This window comes from Aliiroseovarius conchicola, from assembly GCF_041403445.1.
Lineage (GTDB): Bacteria > Pseudomonadota > Alphaproteobacteria > Rhodobacterales > Rhodobacteraceae > Aliiroseovarius > Aliiroseovarius conchicola.
In genome coordinates, this window is the sequence record NZ_JBGEHL010000005.1 from 254,669 (window position 1) to 268,475 (window position 13,807).

Here is a 13,807-nt window from a genome sequence, read left to right on the forward strand (position 1 = left end):
GGCGTGCCTTCTGAAATATGTGTCGCGCAAGCTAAACATGCGGCAAAGAAAGGGAAGAGCGATTATAGGTAACTAATACTGACATAAATATATTGTATGTGGAGTGGTTTTCTGGTGGACTGGCAAAATAATCCTATTATAGGTCAGCTATACTGTCTTTTAATGTGCGGATGGTCTGGATAGAAGCTCAAGTCCGAGCTAATTTGACGGAGAGCCAGGATGGCAAAGCAGCCAATGTTGAAATTCGTGGGTGTCGACCGGGATATGCCCGAAAAACGTGCTGCCGATGCGCGTAAGGAAGACTTCCACGAAATCTACGCCGAGTTTGCCGCTCAGAAAGCGGCCGAGCAATCCAGCCGATGCAGTCAATGCGGTGTTCCCTATTGTCAGTCGCACTGCCCGCTCCACAACAATATTCCTGATTGGCTTCGGATGACGGCAACTGGTCGTCTGAAGGAAGCATATGAGCTTAGCCAGTCCACCAATACCTTCCCCGAGATTTGTGGCCGCATCTGCCCACAGGACCGCCTGTGTGAAGGCAATTGCGTGATTGAACAATCAGGCCACGGAACCGTCACCATCGGTGCGGTCGAGAAATACATCACGGATACGGCTTGGGACAACGGGTGGGTTGAACCGATCAGCCCCACCGCGTCGCGCGAAGAGAAGGTTGCAATCATTGGCGCAGGCCCCGGCGGGCTGGCGGCAGCAGATGTTCTGGTGCGCGCTGGCGTTGAGGTCACCGTCTATGATCGCCACGATCGTGCGGGTGGTTTGCTAACCTACGGCATTCCCGGTTTCAAACTGGAGAAAGACGTCGTTATGCGCCGCGTAAAGCTGCTTGAAGATGCTGGTGTTGAATTTGTCCTGAACTGTGATGTCGGTAAGGACATCAGCTTTCAAGACATTCGCGCGAAACATGATGCCGTGCTGCTTGCCACAGGTGTCTACAAAGGTCGCGATCTGGCAGGTCCTGGATCTGGCGCAACGGGAATCGTCCCCGCGTTGGACTATCTGACGTGTTCCAACAAGCTTAGCTTTGGCGACACGGTTCCAGAATTCGACAGCGGTGAGTTGAACGCTGAGGGCAAGAATGTTGTGGTCATTGGTGGTGGCGACACAGCGATGGACTGTGTGCGGACCGCCATTCGGCAAGGTGCAAAATCGGTGAAATGCCTCTATCGCCGCGACCGGGCCAATATGCCGGGTTCTCAGCGTGAAACCCAGAACGCTGAAGAAGAGGGCGTCGAATTTGTCTGGCTGTCCGCGCCGAAGGGTTTCGTGGGAGATGCGGTTTCAGGCGTGATGGTTCAGAAAATGCGCCTCGGAGCCCCGGACGCAACAGGTCGCCGTAGTCCTGAAGTGATCGAGGGATCAGACTACACCGAAGACGCCGATCTGGTGATTAAGGCGCTAGGGTTTGAACCTGAGGATCTGCCAACCCTATGGGGAGAAAAGGATCTGACCGTCACCCGCTGGGGCACCGTCAAAGCCGCCTTTGAAACGCATCAGACCGATCTGGATGGCGTGTGGGCAGTCGGGGACATCGTGCGTGGTGCATCCCTAGTTGTTTGGGCCATCCGCGACGGGCGCGAGGCCGGGGCGAACATGCTTGCCTCGTTTGATGCCGCAAAGGCGCTCGCCGCTGAATGAAGTAATTTCGGGCAAGTGGATGGATATCCTAGCCCTTCCGCAAGGAGAACTAAGATGACGAAGTATGATGCCGATTGGGTCCGCCGCGAGGAAGCCAAGCGTAAGTTTATGGACGAACACAGCCTTTATCGTGAGGAAGACGAGCATAGCTCTTGTGGTGTGGGTCTTGTTGTGTCGGTGGAAGGCAAAGCGTCCCGCAAAGTTGTTGAGGCTGGCATTGATGCGCTGAAAGCCATCTGGCACCGCGGTGCGGTTGACGCCGACGGCAAGACCGGCGACGGCGCTGGCATCCATGTCCAGATCCCTGTGCCGTTCTTCTATGACCAGATTCGCCGCACTGGTCACGAGCCTCATGCTGATCAGCTGATCGCAGTGGGACAGGTGTTCCTACCGCGCACTGATTTCGGCGCTCAGGAAACGTGCCGGACGATTGTTGAATCCGAAATCTTGCGTTTGGGTTACCACATCTATGGCTGGCGCCACGTACCTGTGGACATCACCTGCCTTGGTGAAAAGGCCAATGCCACACGACCTGAAATTGAACAGATCATGATCTCGAATTCGAAGGGCGTGGATGAGGATACGTTCGAACGCGAGCTTTATGTGATCCGGCGTCGGATTGAGAAAGCCGCCGCGGCTGCGCAGATCAACGGGCTGTATATCGCGTCGCTAAGCTGCCGATCGATCATCTACAAAGGTATGATGCTGGCCGAGCAGGTCGCGGTCTTCTATCCCGATTTGATGGACGAACGGTTCATCTCGACTTTTGCTATTTATCACCAGCGCTATTCGACCAACACTTTCCCCCAATGGTGGTTGGCGCAACCGTTCCGCATGTTGGCCCATAATGGTGAGATCAACACGCTGAAGGGCAACCTGAACTGGATGAAAAGCCACGAGATCCGCATGGCCTCTGGTGCGTTTGGTGATCTTGCCGAAGACATCAAACCGATTGTTCCGGGGGGGTCGTCTGACTCGGCAGCTTTGGACGCGGTGTTCGAGGTGTTGGTACGCGCTGGGCGCTCGGCCCCCATGGCGAAAACCATGTTGGTGCCGGAAAGTTGGTCCAAGCAAGCCATCGAATTGCCCGAAGCTTGGAAGGATATGTACTCCTACTGCAACTCGGTGATGGAGCCTTGGGATGGCCCCGCAGCGCTCGCGATGACCGATGGCCGCTGGGTTTGTGCCGGGCTTGACCGGAATGGTTTGCGCCCAATGCGTTACGTCGTGACGGGTGATGGTCTGGTTATCGCCGGGTCCGAAGCCGGGATGGTGCCAATTGACGAAGCCGGCATCGTTGAGAAGGGCGCTTTGGGCCCTGGTCAGTTGCTGGCTGTGGATACGAAGAAGGGCAAACTGTTTCACGATACTGAAATTAAAGACAAACTGTCGGCCGCACTTCCATTCGGTGACTGGGTCGGCAAGATCAACGATCTTGGTGAAAGCCTGACCGAGGTTGAAGAAAAGCCAATCTATTCGGGCGAGGAACTTCGCAAGCGCCAACTGGCCGCTGGGTACACGCTGGAAGAGCTGGAGCAAATCCTTGCCCCAATGGCTGAGGATGGCAAAGAAAGCCTTGCGTCGATGGGGGATGATACGCCGTCTGCCGTTCTTTCGACGAAATACCGCCCGCTTAGCCACTTCTTCCGGCAGAATTTTTCACAGGTGACAAACCCACCCATCGACAGCCTGCGCGAATTCCGTGTGATGTCGTTGAAAACGCGGTTTGGGAACCTGAAAAACGTGCTGGATGAAAGCGGTGCACAGACCGAGATCATTGTGCTGGAAAGCCCGTTCATCGGAAACGAGCAGTTCGGGAAGATGATAGACGTGTTCAACGCCCAAATGACCGAGATTGACTGCACGTTCCCAGCGGGCGGCGATGACGGTGCGCTTCACAAAGCACTGGATGAGATACGTGCAAAAGCTGAAGATGCTGTGCGGTCAGGCGCTGGACACCTTGTATTGACCGATCAGGGTCAGGGTGAGGACCACGTTGCGATGCCAATGATCCTTGCGACATCAGCTGTGCATAGCTGGCTGGTGAAAAAGGGTCTGCGGACGTTTACGTCGCTAAACGTGCGGTCAGCGGAATGCCTCGACCCGCATTACTTCGCAGTGTTGGTAGGTTGTGGCGCGACCACTGTGAACGCCTATTTGGCCGAGGATTCGCTTGCGGATCGGATCGAACGTGGGCTGCTCGATTGCTCGCTGACCGAGGCGGTGCGCCGCTATCGTGAGGCGATTGACCAAGGGCTTCTGAAAATCATGGCGAAGATGGGGATTTCGGTGATTTCGTCCTATCGCGGTGGCCTGAACTTTGAAGCTGTGGGGCTATCCCGCGCCATGGTTGCCGAGTATTTCCCCGGCATGACGTCACGCATTTCGGGTATCGGCGTGAACGGTATCCAGAAGAAGGTCGAGGATATCCACGCCGCCGGATTTGGTGGGGGCAACAAAGTGCTGCCGGTCGGTGGCTTCTACAAAGCGCGCCGCTCGGGTGAGACGCATGCATGGGAAGCGCAGTCGATGCACCTGATGCAGTCGGCTTGTGACCGCGCCTCGTTCGAGATGTGGAAGCAGTATTCGGCCAAGATGCGGTCTAACCCTCCGATCCATTTGCGAGACCTTCTGGACATCAAACCGATGGGCAAGGCCGTGCCGATTGAAGAAGTCGAAAGCATCAACGCGATCCGCAAACGCTTCGTGACGCCGGGTATGTCGCTGGGGGCGCTATCGCCGGAAGCGCACAAGACGCTGAACGTCGCGATGAACCGCATTGGCGCGAAATCGGATAGTGGAGAAGGTGGCGAAGACCCCGCGCATTTCCACCCGGAACCCAACGGCGACAACCCGTCGGCCAAGATTAAACAGGTGGCATCGGGCCGGTTTGGTGTGACCGCAGAGTATCTGAACCAGTGTGAAGAACTTGAGATCAAGGTCGCGCAAGGCGCCAAACCGGGCGAGGGTGGCCAGCTGCCCGGCATGAAGGTCACCGACCTGATCGCCCGTCTGCGCCACTCGACTAAGGGTGTGACGCTGATTTCGCCACCGCCGCACCACGACATCTATTCGATCGAGGATCTGGCCCAGCTGATCTATGACCTCAAGCAGATCAATCCGCGCTGTAAGGTGACGGTGAAGCTGGTTGCGGCCTCTGGCGTTGGCACGATTGCCGCTGGTGTGGCAAAGGCCAAAGCGGACGTGATCCTGATCTCGGGCCACAATGGCGGCACCGGGGCGTCGCCCGCGACATCGATTAAGTTCGCGGGTCTTCCGTGGGAAATGGGTCTGACAGAAGCGCATCAGGTGCTCGCAATGAACAACTTGCGAGACCGTGTGACATTGCGCACCGATGGCGGATTGCGCACAGGTCGCGACATCGTCATGGCCGCGATGATGGGCGCCGAAGAATACGGCATCGGCACTGCCGCCCTGATCGCGATGGGCTGTATCATGGTGCGCCAGTGCCAGTCGAACACCTGCCCCGTTGGTGTCTGCACACAAGACGAAGCGCTGCGTGGTAAGTTCACAGGCAACGCAGACAAAGTGGTCAATCTGATCACGTTCTATGCGCAGGAAGTGCGTGAAATCCTTGCCTCTGTCGGGGCACGGTCGCTGGATGACGTGATCGGGCGGGCGGACCTGTTAAGTCAGGTCAGCCGAGGCTCGGCGCATCTGGATGACCTCGATCTGAACCCGCTTTTGCTGGTCGTCGATGGGGCGGACAAGATCGTCTATAACCGCAATCGTGATCGCAACGCGGTGCCGGACACGCTGGACGCCGAGATCGTGCAGGACGCCCATCGCTTCCTTGAAGACGGTGAGAAAATGCAGCTGTCCTACACGGTGCAAAACACGCACCGGACGGTTGGTACGCGGATCTCTAGCCACATCGTTAAACGGTTCGGCATGCGCAACTCTCTGCAACCAGACCACTTGACTGTGAAACTGCAAGGCTCTGCCGGGCAGTCGTTGGGAGCGTTCGCAGCACCGGGTCTGAAGATTGAAGTGTCTGGCGACGCAAATGACTATGTCGGCAAGGGATTGTCAGGGGGTACGATTTCAGTTCGTCCGCCACAAGCCAGCCCGCTGGTCGCCCGCGATAACACGATTATTGGCAACACCGTGCTTTACGGCGCTACTGATGGCTATCTGTTTGCTGCGGGTCGCGCTGGTGAGCGGTTTGGCGTGCGAAATTCGGGCGCTAAGGTCGTGATCGAAGGCTGCGGGTCAAATGGATGCGAGTACATGACTGGCGGGGTTGCTGTAATCCTTGGCAGTATCGGTTCTAACTTTGGGGCCGGTATGACCGGGGGTATGGCCTATCTTTATGATCCCGAGGGTACGGCACAGAACTTCATGAACATGGAGAGCCTTGTGACCTGCCCGGTCTCGGTTGATCATTGGGAGGCAGAGTTGAAATCCCTGATCGAACGTCATGCAGACGAGACTCGCAGCCAGTTGGCGACCGAGATTCTGCGTCATTGGGACTTGGAGAAGGGCAACTTCCTGCAAGTCTGTCCGATAGAGATGTTGGAGAGACTGCCCGCACCATTGGGCATCGAGGCAGATGCCATCCCGGCGGAGTAAACCGATAAGAGAGCACACGCCCGTCAATTGTGCGGGCGTGTGCCTTCCTCGGCTCTAAAGTGTCGATACTTCCTGACAAAGCGCCCATAGACGTCGCCCGTCTTCCAATCGCAGAACCCAATCCAGCGGAATGTCGGATACGCCGTGTGCGGCTCCCATTACCGCGCCGATAACCAACGCACGACCGCAACTATCACCGCCCGCAAGAATGTTGCGGCGCACGGCGTCGGTATAATCAGATGCGTTGTGCAGGATGTGGAATGCCAGTGGCAAGCCTTCAGTCAAGTAACATGCGCGGCCGGTCGTGCCTCCATAGACAACGCTATCGGATGTGTCTGCCTGCAACGCGGCGCGCAATCCGCCCTTGAATGGTTCAGGGGCTTGGTCGGCGGATCTGCGCAAGGCGTCTTGAACATTTCCACCGGTATCCAAATCCGACAACAGCTTGACAAGCAGGGTGCCAGCGGCAAGGGCGACAGGATTGGCGTGCGTCACGGATTGAAGCGGTTTCCAGAGCTCATCCCCAAGGTGATGCGCGGCAAGAACCGCGCTGAGCGCGGGCAGTTGATTATCCTCGCCGCCTGAAGGTGCGGTGTCCTCGGCGGTGATTTTGGTTAATGCATCGCGAGTCGGACGGTCGATGTATCCGTTGAAGCTGCCGCCCGGTCCGAACCGGCTGATGAAGCTGGTCTGATAACCTTTGGCATCCGCCGAGCGTCCGTCCTGAGCCAAATATTCCAATGCCCCGACAAGCGCTGCCCCGTATTGCGACCCCTGGCCAGCTTTCCGCGTAACATGAGCAAAATAGGCCGGCACACCTTCGTAATTGGCCGGATCGGGTTCCAGAAATGCAAAACCGTGCTGGTTCTTGACGATATTCGCGATGCGGCCTTCGTCGTAAATCCAGTGCAGGCCCAAAGCGGCGGCATCTGCAACCAAAGCGCCGAAAATTGCATCAGATATCCGTTGATTTGAGCTCATGTTGGTTCCTCTTCTATATGCGGGACCCTGATCGTGGGCCTGAATGGCGTGCTTGGCCAGAGCCTCACAACAAGTTGACCGCGACGGGTCCCTGTGGGACAAGAAATGGTGGCAAGAGCAGCGAAAAAAAAGCCTACCGGCAAAAAGAAATCGCGCAAGACAACGCGCACGAAACCTGGGCTTTTCGGGCGGCTCAGGCGCTGGGTAAAGTATGCAGTGTTGGCGATGTTGGCTATCTTGATGCTTGGCGTTGTTGGCTACGCCTTCATCAACCCGCCCACTACGCCCTACATAATCTCAGAAAAGATGCGGCTGGGGCAAACCAAGCGCCAGTGGGTTGATCTTGAAGATATCGCTCCGGTTATGGCGCGTTCCGTCGTCGCGGCAGAGGATGCTAATTTTTGCCAGCACTGGGGATTTGATATGCGGGCCATCCGGCAGGCAATCGATGACGGCGGGTCGAGGGGCGCGTCGACGTTGACCCAACAGGTGGTCAAGAATGTCTATCTTTGGCAGGGGCGCTCTTGGCTGCGCAAGGCGCTGGAGGCGACGATTACACCGCTTGTCGAACTTGTCTGGACCAAGCGCCGGATCGTCGAGGTTTATCTGAACGTCGCCGAGTTCGACGAGGGGGTATTCGGGGTGGGCGCTGCCGCCCAGCACTATTTCGGTGTTTCGCCCGACAAGTTGACTGCTGTACAGGCGGCAAGGCTGGCGGCGCTTTTGCCAAATCCGAAGGAGCGTTCCGCCTCGCGCCCATCGGCATTTGTGCGAAAACGGGCGCGCGCGATCCTTGATGGGGCGGCTACGATCCGCGCGGATGGGCGTGCTTCTTGTTTCGAGGATTGATCCCTTCGGCTAAAAACGGCAATACAACCCAAAGAGAGATTACTGGTACACACCATGAACCGACTTTTCCACGTCCCACTTTCCCCGTTTTGCCGCAAGGTACGCCTGTCGCTTGCCGAGAAAAAGATCGAGGTTGAACTGGTCGAAGAAAAGTATTGGGAGCGCAGCTCGGATTTTGTGCTCCGCAACCCAGCCGGGAAAGTGCCGATCCTAAAGATGGACGGCAAACTTCTGACTGAAAGTGCCGCGATTTGTGAATATATTGAGGAACGCCACCCGGCGCCGGCCCTTTTGCCGGACGATGCCGAGGGCCGCTATGAAGTGCGCCGATTGGTGGGCTGGTTCGATGACAAGTTTCACCACGAAGTGACCGCAAACCTGCTGTATGAACGGGTGAACAAAAAGGTCATGGGTGCGGGTTATCCTGAAAGTAAGAACATCAAAGCGGGTGCAAAGGCGATTAAGTATCACCTCGATTATTTGGGTTGGTTGTTAGAGCAGCGCCGCTGGTTGGCTGGCAATACAATGACGCTGGCCGATTTTGCTGCCGCTGCGCATCTATCGTCGCTTGATTACATCAGTGATGTGGATTGGAACCGGAATGAAAACGTGCGCGAATGGTATGCTAAGATCAAGTCGCGCCCGGCTTTCCGGTCGATCCTAGCGGATCAGATTCCCGGCTTTCCGCAGCCGTCGCATTACTCGGACCTCGATTTTTGAGCGCCGATATTCGGCAATCCATCATTGAACAGGCTCTGAACGAGGGCTTCGCACAGGTCGGGATTTGCAGGCCTGATGCCACGCCGGATACGGCCGACCGGCTCGCTGCATTTGTTGACAACGGGTGGCATGGCGACATGGCATGGATGGCTGAGCGGATGAATTGGCGCGGCAGTGCCGGGGCCCTTTGGCCCGAAGCCCGATCCGTCATCATGTTGGCCGAGCCTTACACCCCTGAACATGATCCGATGGAGGTGATCGGCCATCCAGACCGGGCGGCGATAAGCGTTTATGCGCAAAATCGCGACTACCACGACATCGTCAAAAAGCGACTAAAGCGCGTGGGCCGTTGGCTAATTGAGAAGCACGGCGGCGAGATAAAGGTCTTTGTCGACACAGCCCCGGTTATGGAAAAGCCATTGGCGGCTGCGGCTGGGTTGGGATGGCAAGGCAAACACACCAATTTGCTATCGCGGGAGCTGGGGAACTGGTTTTTTCTGGGCGCGATCTTTACGACGCTAGAGCTTCCCGTTGATCCGCCGGGACGCGAGAACTGTGGAACTTGCCGGGCATGCCTTGATGCGTGCCCAACAGATGCATTCCCCGCACCTTTCCGGTTGGATGCGCGCAAATGTATTTCCTATCTGACGATTGAACATAAAGGGCCTGTCGACGAAGCGCTGCGCGCTAAGCTGGGCAACCGCATTTATGGGTGCGACGATTGTCTGGCGGCCTGCCCGTGGAACAAATTCGCAGCAGAGGCACGCGATATCCGCTATGCTGCGCGCGAGGACTTGGTCGCTCCAAAGCTGGCCGAGTTGTCGCAGCTTGACGATGCCAGCTTTCGCCAAATGTTCTCTGGTAGCCCGATAAAACGCATTGGGATCGCCCGTTTCCTGCGAAACGTGCTCTACGCCATTGGCAATTCCGACGAAGCGTCACTGTCGCCTTATGCGCAGGCGCATGTCACCAGCGAAGATGCGGTGGTTTCAGATGCGGCGAGATGGGCAGTTGATCGGCTGGAGAACTCAACCACAGGGCAGGCTTAGTTCTGAGTCATTGGTGGATTTGGTTCGGGCTGGGGCGTTGGTTCATCCGGTATGCCGCAATCGCGGCGTTCACTCCTTTAGCTGCCCGCTGTTTCGGGAATGGTCCGATATGGGAGGCACCCACATCGTAGACCACAGTTGTACCTTGTCCCGGTGCGTCGACCACATCCACTGTGATTTCGATATTCTTGATGTCGAAGGCTTCGACCAGTGCATAACGGAACCGGTCAAGGGGCTGGGCTTCGTTTAAATTATCCCAGCGAATATGCGCAACGATATTGACCAATTCGCCGTTCGCCTCGCGAATAGGATCGTTTTTGCTGATACCCAAGGGCCGCAGCGTTGGATCCTTCGTATAGTGGTACCAACTAAGCGCCGCAGCGCTGGGCAAGGTGACCACGATCACGATCAACGCAAGCAGTCTAATCCCACGGCGCGCGAGCATTCCCCAACTCCTATCCTTTTTGGGAAGGATAGGAGGGATGTGTTCATGAAATGTTAATGTGAGTTAAGCGCGAACCAGTTTTTCGTAACTTTCGGCGATGTCGCGGGTCAGCGCGCCAACCTCAAACGTGTAATCACCGATCTGACCAACGGGGGTGACCTCGGCTGCTGATCCGGTCAGCCAGCATTGCTCGAACCCTTCCAATTCTTCGGGCATGATGTGGCGCTCGTGAACTGTGACGCCTTTATCTTTCAACATGCTGATGACGGTCTGTCGCGTTAGACCGTTCAGAATAGCGTCAGGAAGGGGCGTGTGCACCTCGCCGTCTTTGACGAAGAAGACGTTTGCACCGGTCGCTTCAGCCACGTAACCACGGTAGTCCATGAACAAAGCATCCGAGCAGCCTTTCGCCTCGGCGGCGTGTTTTGACATGGTGCAAATCATGTAAAGACCGGCAGCCTTAGCCGCGGTTGGGATGGTCTCCGGCGAAGGGCGTTTCCACTTGGCGATATCAAGCTTCGCACCTTTCATTTTCGCGTCACCGTAATAGTCGCCCCATGCCCAAGCCGCGACGGCCATGCGAACAGGATTGCGCGCGGATGAGACACCCATGTCTTCACCTGCTCCGCGCCATGCAACAACACGGACATAGGCGTTGGTCAGATCGTTGGCGTCGACGACGGCGCGCTTTGCTGCCTCGATTTCATCCACCGAATAGGGAATGGGCATGTCCATCATCTCGCCAGATTTCAGAAGGCGTTCCGAGTGTTTGCGCGACAAGAAGATTTTACCGTCGTAGAGCCGTTCACCCTCGAACACAGACGATGCATAATGCAGCGCATGGCTTAGGATGTGGACATTAGCGTCACGCCAGTCGACCAACTGGCCGTCCATCCAGATTTTTCCGTCACGGTCATCATATCCGCTCATGTCCTTGTCCTTTCCATATTGTCGCTCGGGGCGAATTTCCAAAAGTTGCGCAAAATAGGTCCGTATCGGATATAAAATTACGCCAAAACTGCATTTCGCTAGCAATTGATTCTTGGAAAGTCAACAACACTGACATAATACTGGTTCCTGTAACATGAATTGTGAAGAGGCCGGTTATGGCGGATACACAGGCACCGGGTGGGCAATCGCTGCTGTTTTTGACAGATGAGCAGCTTAGGAAGGGCATCGAAGCGATGTTCTTTGCGTATCGTGGCTTCACAGCAGACCCTGATCGTATTCTTGATCACCATGGCTATGGGCGCGCGCATCACCGCGCCCTTCATTTTATCAGCCGCGCACCGGGCACGACGGTGAACAACTTACTGTCAATTTTGGGCGTCACGAAACAATCACTTAACCGCGTTCTGCGAACACTGATTGAAGACGGGCTTGTTGAAAGTCGTGTGGGAACGCGCGACAAACGAGAGCGGCATCTGTTTCTGACCGAAAGCGGGACAACGCTTGAACAAGAACTCTCAACGGCCCAACGTGAACGTATGCGGCAGGCCTATCGCGAGGCGGGTCCCGAGGCCGTTCAGGGATTTCGCGCTGTATTGGAAGCTATGATGGACCCAGAGTTGCGGCGCCATTTCAACCGTGTGAAGGATGACCGAAATGAGTGATCTGGCCGAAGCCCATCTGCTGATCGTCGATGATGATGAACGCATTCGCCGTTTGCTGCAAAAATATCTGATCCGTCAGGGTTTTTGGGTCAGCTCTGCACGTGATGCCGCCCATGCACGTCGACTGTTAGAGGGGCTAGACTTCGATCTAATAGTCATGGATGTGATGATGCCCGGTGAAGACGGGATCAGCCTGACCCGATCTTTGCGCGAGTCGATCGCGACACCTATCCTGTTGTTGACAGCTAAGGGCGATACGGATGATCGGATCAAGGGTTTGGAAGCTGGTGCAGATGATTACCTGTCTAAACCATTCGAACCCAAGGAACTGTTGCTGCGTATCAATGCGATCCTGCGGCGCGTTCCGGTCGTTAGCGAAGAGCTTGCGCCGAAGGTGCTTCACTTGGGTGACAAGCAGTATGACACCGAACGCGGCGAGCTGTGGCAGGGTGAAGATCTGGTACGGCTGACCGCAACCGAGGCGCAGTTGATGAAAATCTTCTCGGCGTCGCCAGGCGAAGCGGTCAGTCGCGGATCGTTGGTAGAGCAACTGGGCCGTGATCAGGGGCAGGCGCAGGAGCGAGCGGTGGATGTGCAGATCACGCGGCTGCGACGGAAACTGGAAGTCGACCCGAAGCAGCCGCGCTATCTTCAGACAGTCCGAGGTGCTGGGTATATGATCGCGCCGGATTAGACCGATCTCATGATATGGTTAGCGCTGTGAATCTAGCAGGTCCTCCAGAAAGGACGCGGTAAATTCAGACCTGTTGGATGTATTGGATTTTGTATAGATTGATCCAGCTTGCTTTCGGACGGTTTTTTCAGCCACAGAACGCAGATTTGATATCTCGCGAAACGAAAACCCTTTGATGACCAACCAGGCAACCTCGCATTCCGACTTGCTCAGGTTCCATTGTTCAAACTGAGCTTTGACAGTATCGGCAAGATTCCCCTTTAGCGTATTCAGCTCCACTTCCTGAGCTACGATCTTCTTACGTAACAGGTGCGCGCGCTGGATTTCCATCGCCAGAACACTCAAGACCATCACGAAGATCAGCGCCTCGATGCCAACGGCCACCACACCTCCATCCGAGCCGATGTCGGCAATGATGTCATAGGCAAAAAAGATCGCGGCGATGATCAGGACAACTATTGTGGTAATGTTCTGCACTCGGTTTCCCTTTGTTACCTTAAATTAGGTTGATCGCGATTAGTACCCGGCGGCTTCACGCCATCGGCCAAAATAGTTGCGTACCCGACATGCGCATACAATTCCATCCATTCTGTTTCTGACGATGGGGCAAATACCCCATCAGATGCAAATGCGTCTTTTGCCCACTTCCTCTTCGAGGCCCTGCGTCTCATGTGCATCCGGAGCACTGCCCGAGTGGCACAGGGAACTGATCCATCTGCGGCATCGTGTGACAAGCGAACAGGAGTTAATTAATGAACCGTAGAACTGCTTTGGGATTATTGGCCACCTCGGCTCTGGTGCTGACCGTTGCGAACCCCTCTTTTGCTGCGCCGCAAACGCATGTTGTCGAGATGAAGAAGGGGGATATTTTCACCCCGGCGCTGCTTTACGTGTCGATTGGAGACACCGTGAGATTTGTAAACGTATCAGGCAGCCATAATACAGAGTCGATCCCCGGTATGATCCCGGATGGTGTTGCGCCCTGGAAAAGTCGGATGCGTAAGACTTTTGATCTGATAATCGAAAAGGAAGGGGTATATGGCTATAAATGTACGCCTCACTACTCGAAGGGTATGGTCGGCCTGATCGTGGCTGGAGATCCTGCTATCAATTTGGCCGCAGCAAGATCCGTTAAGAATCCACCTAGATCTCAGGCGGTTTTTGAACGGCTCTTTGCGCAGATCGGCTAAGTTGGGTGAACCACTAAACC

The 13,807-nt window shown here is 55.8% G+C and carries 12 protein-coding genes; 8 read left to right on the forward strand and 4 right to left on the reverse strand.

Going from position 1 to position 13,807, the window contains the following annotated elements:
- Positions 1 to 219: 219 nt before the first annotated feature.
- Positions 220 to 1,653 carry an NAD(P)-dependent oxidoreductase gene (locus V6N04_RS11190; RefSeq protein ID WP_371170249.1) on the forward strand — a complete coding sequence of 478 codons (1,434 nt, stop codon included), beginning with the start codon at positions 220 to 222 and terminating at the stop codon, positions 1,651 to 1,653.
- Between the two features lie 54 nt (positions 1,654 to 1,707).
- A complete protein-coding gene (gene gltB / locus V6N04_RS11195; RefSeq protein ID WP_371170250.1) occupies positions 1,708 to 6,246 on the forward strand; it encodes a glutamate synthase large subunit in 4,539 nt (1,512 codons plus the stop codon).
- 54 nt (positions 6,247 to 6,300) lie between these two features.
- Here gltB and V6N04_RS11200 read toward each other — a convergent pair whose 3' ends face one another.
- A complete protein-coding gene (locus tag V6N04_RS11200) occupies positions 6,301 to 7,227 on the reverse strand; it encodes an ADP-ribosylglycohydrolase family protein (protein ID WP_371170251.1) in 927 nt (308 codons plus the stop codon).
- A 105-nt stretch (positions 7,228 to 7,332) separates the two neighbouring features.
- On the opposite strand from V6N04_RS11200, the gene mtgA reads away from it, so the two are divergent.
- The 3 genes from mtgA to queG are packed head-to-tail and all read left to right on the forward strand — an operon-like array spanning position 7,333 to position 9,845.
- A complete protein-coding gene (gene mtgA, locus V6N04_RS11205) occupies positions 7,333 to 8,076 on the forward strand; it encodes a monofunctional biosynthetic peptidoglycan transglycosylase (protein WP_371170252.1) in 744 nt (247 codons plus the stop codon).
- A gap of 54 nt (positions 8,077 to 8,130) precedes the next feature.
- Positions 8,131 to 8,796, forward strand: coding sequence for an FtsZ-binding protein FzlA (gene fzlA / locus V6N04_RS11210; protein WP_371170253.1), 666 nt, complete (start codon positions 8,131 to 8,133; stop codon positions 8,794 to 8,796).
- Positions 8,793 to 9,845 carry a tRNA epoxyqueuosine(34) reductase QueG gene (queG, locus tag V6N04_RS11215; protein ID WP_371170254.1) on the forward strand — a complete coding sequence of 351 codons (1,053 nt, stop codon included), beginning with the start codon at positions 8,793 to 8,795 and terminating at the stop codon, positions 9,843 to 9,845. Before fzlA ends, queG begins: the two co-directional genes overlap by 4 nt.
- A gap of 7 nt (positions 9,846 to 9,852) precedes the next feature.
- Here the strand turns inward: queG and V6N04_RS11220 are convergent, their stop codons facing one another.
- Positions 9,853 to 10,290, reverse strand: coding sequence for a hypothetical protein (locus V6N04_RS11220; protein WP_371170255.1), 438 nt, complete (start codon positions 10,288 to 10,290; stop codon positions 9,853 to 9,855).
- A 63-nt stretch (positions 10,291 to 10,353) separates the two neighbouring features.
- Positions 10,354 to 11,220: a branched-chain amino acid aminotransferase gene (locus V6N04_RS11225; RefSeq protein WP_371170256.1), complete on the reverse strand. Its 867-nt coding sequence runs from the start codon at positions 11,218 to 11,220 to the stop codon at positions 10,354 to 10,356.
- Positions 11,221 to 11,396: 176 nt separating this feature from the next.
- Here V6N04_RS11225 and V6N04_RS11230 point away from each other — a divergent pair, with 176 nt between their 5' ends.
- Both V6N04_RS11230 and V6N04_RS11235 read left to right on the forward strand, forming a co-directional pair.
- A complete protein-coding gene (locus V6N04_RS11230; RefSeq protein ID WP_371170257.1) occupies positions 11,397 to 11,903 on the forward strand; it encodes a MarR family winged helix-turn-helix transcriptional regulator in 507 nt (168 codons plus the stop codon).
- Positions 11,896 to 12,597, forward strand: coding sequence for a response regulator (locus tag V6N04_RS11235; protein ID WP_371170258.1), 702 nt, complete (start codon positions 11,896 to 11,898; stop codon positions 12,595 to 12,597). Before V6N04_RS11230 ends, V6N04_RS11235 begins: the two co-directional genes overlap by 8 nt.
- Positions 12,598 to 12,615: 18 nt before the next feature.
- Here the strand turns inward: V6N04_RS11235 and V6N04_RS11240 are convergent, their stop codons facing one another.
- A complete protein-coding gene (locus V6N04_RS11240; RefSeq protein ID WP_371170259.1) occupies positions 12,616 to 13,074 on the reverse strand; it encodes a helix-turn-helix transcriptional regulator in 459 nt (152 codons plus the stop codon).
- 275 nt (positions 13,075 to 13,349) lie between these two features.
- On the opposite strand from V6N04_RS11240, the gene V6N04_RS11245 reads away from it, so the two are divergent.
- A complete protein-coding gene (locus V6N04_RS11245) occupies positions 13,350 to 13,787 on the forward strand; it encodes a pseudoazurin (protein WP_371170260.1) in 438 nt (145 codons plus the stop codon).
- Positions 13,788 to 13,807: the final 20 nt, after the last annotated feature.

Excerpts from the sequence above, each read along its gene's own strand:
- V6N04_RS11230 (WP_371170257.1), top strand. The coding sequence starts at position 11,397 with ATGGCGGATACACAGGCACCGGGTGGGCAATCGCTGCTGTTTTTGACA.
- fzlA (WP_371170253.1), top strand. The coding sequence starts at position 8,131 with ATGAACCGACTTTTCCACGTCCCACTTTCCCCGTTTTGCCGCAAGGTA.
- V6N04_RS11220 (WP_371170255.1), bottom strand. The coding sequence starts at position 10,290 with ATGCTCGCGCGCCGTGGGATTAGACTGCTTGCGTTGATCGTGATCGTG.
- V6N04_RS11190 (WP_371170249.1), top strand. The coding sequence starts at position 220 with ATGGCAAAGCAGCCAATGTTGAAATTCGTGGGTGTCGACCGGGATATG.
- gltB (WP_371170250.1), top strand. The coding sequence starts at position 1,708 with ATGACGAAGTATGATGCCGATTGGGTCCGCCGCGAGGAAGCCAAGCGT.
- V6N04_RS11200 (WP_371170251.1), bottom strand. The coding sequence starts at position 7,227 with ATGAGCTCAAATCAACGGATATCTGATGCAATTTTCGGCGCTTTGGTT.
- V6N04_RS11235 (WP_371170258.1), top strand. The coding sequence starts at position 11,896 with ATGAGTGATCTGGCCGAAGCCCATCTGCTGATCGTCGATGATGATGAA.
- mtgA (WP_371170252.1), top strand. The coding sequence starts at position 7,333 with ATGGTGGCAAGAGCAGCGAAAAAAAAGCCTACCGGCAAAAAGAAATCG.
- V6N04_RS11225 (WP_371170256.1), bottom strand. The coding sequence starts at position 11,220 with ATGAGCGGATATGATGACCGTGACGGAAAAATCTGGATGGACGGCCAG.
- V6N04_RS11245 (WP_371170260.1), top strand. The coding sequence starts at position 13,350 with ATGAACCGTAGAACTGCTTTGGGATTATTGGCCACCTCGGCTCTGGTG.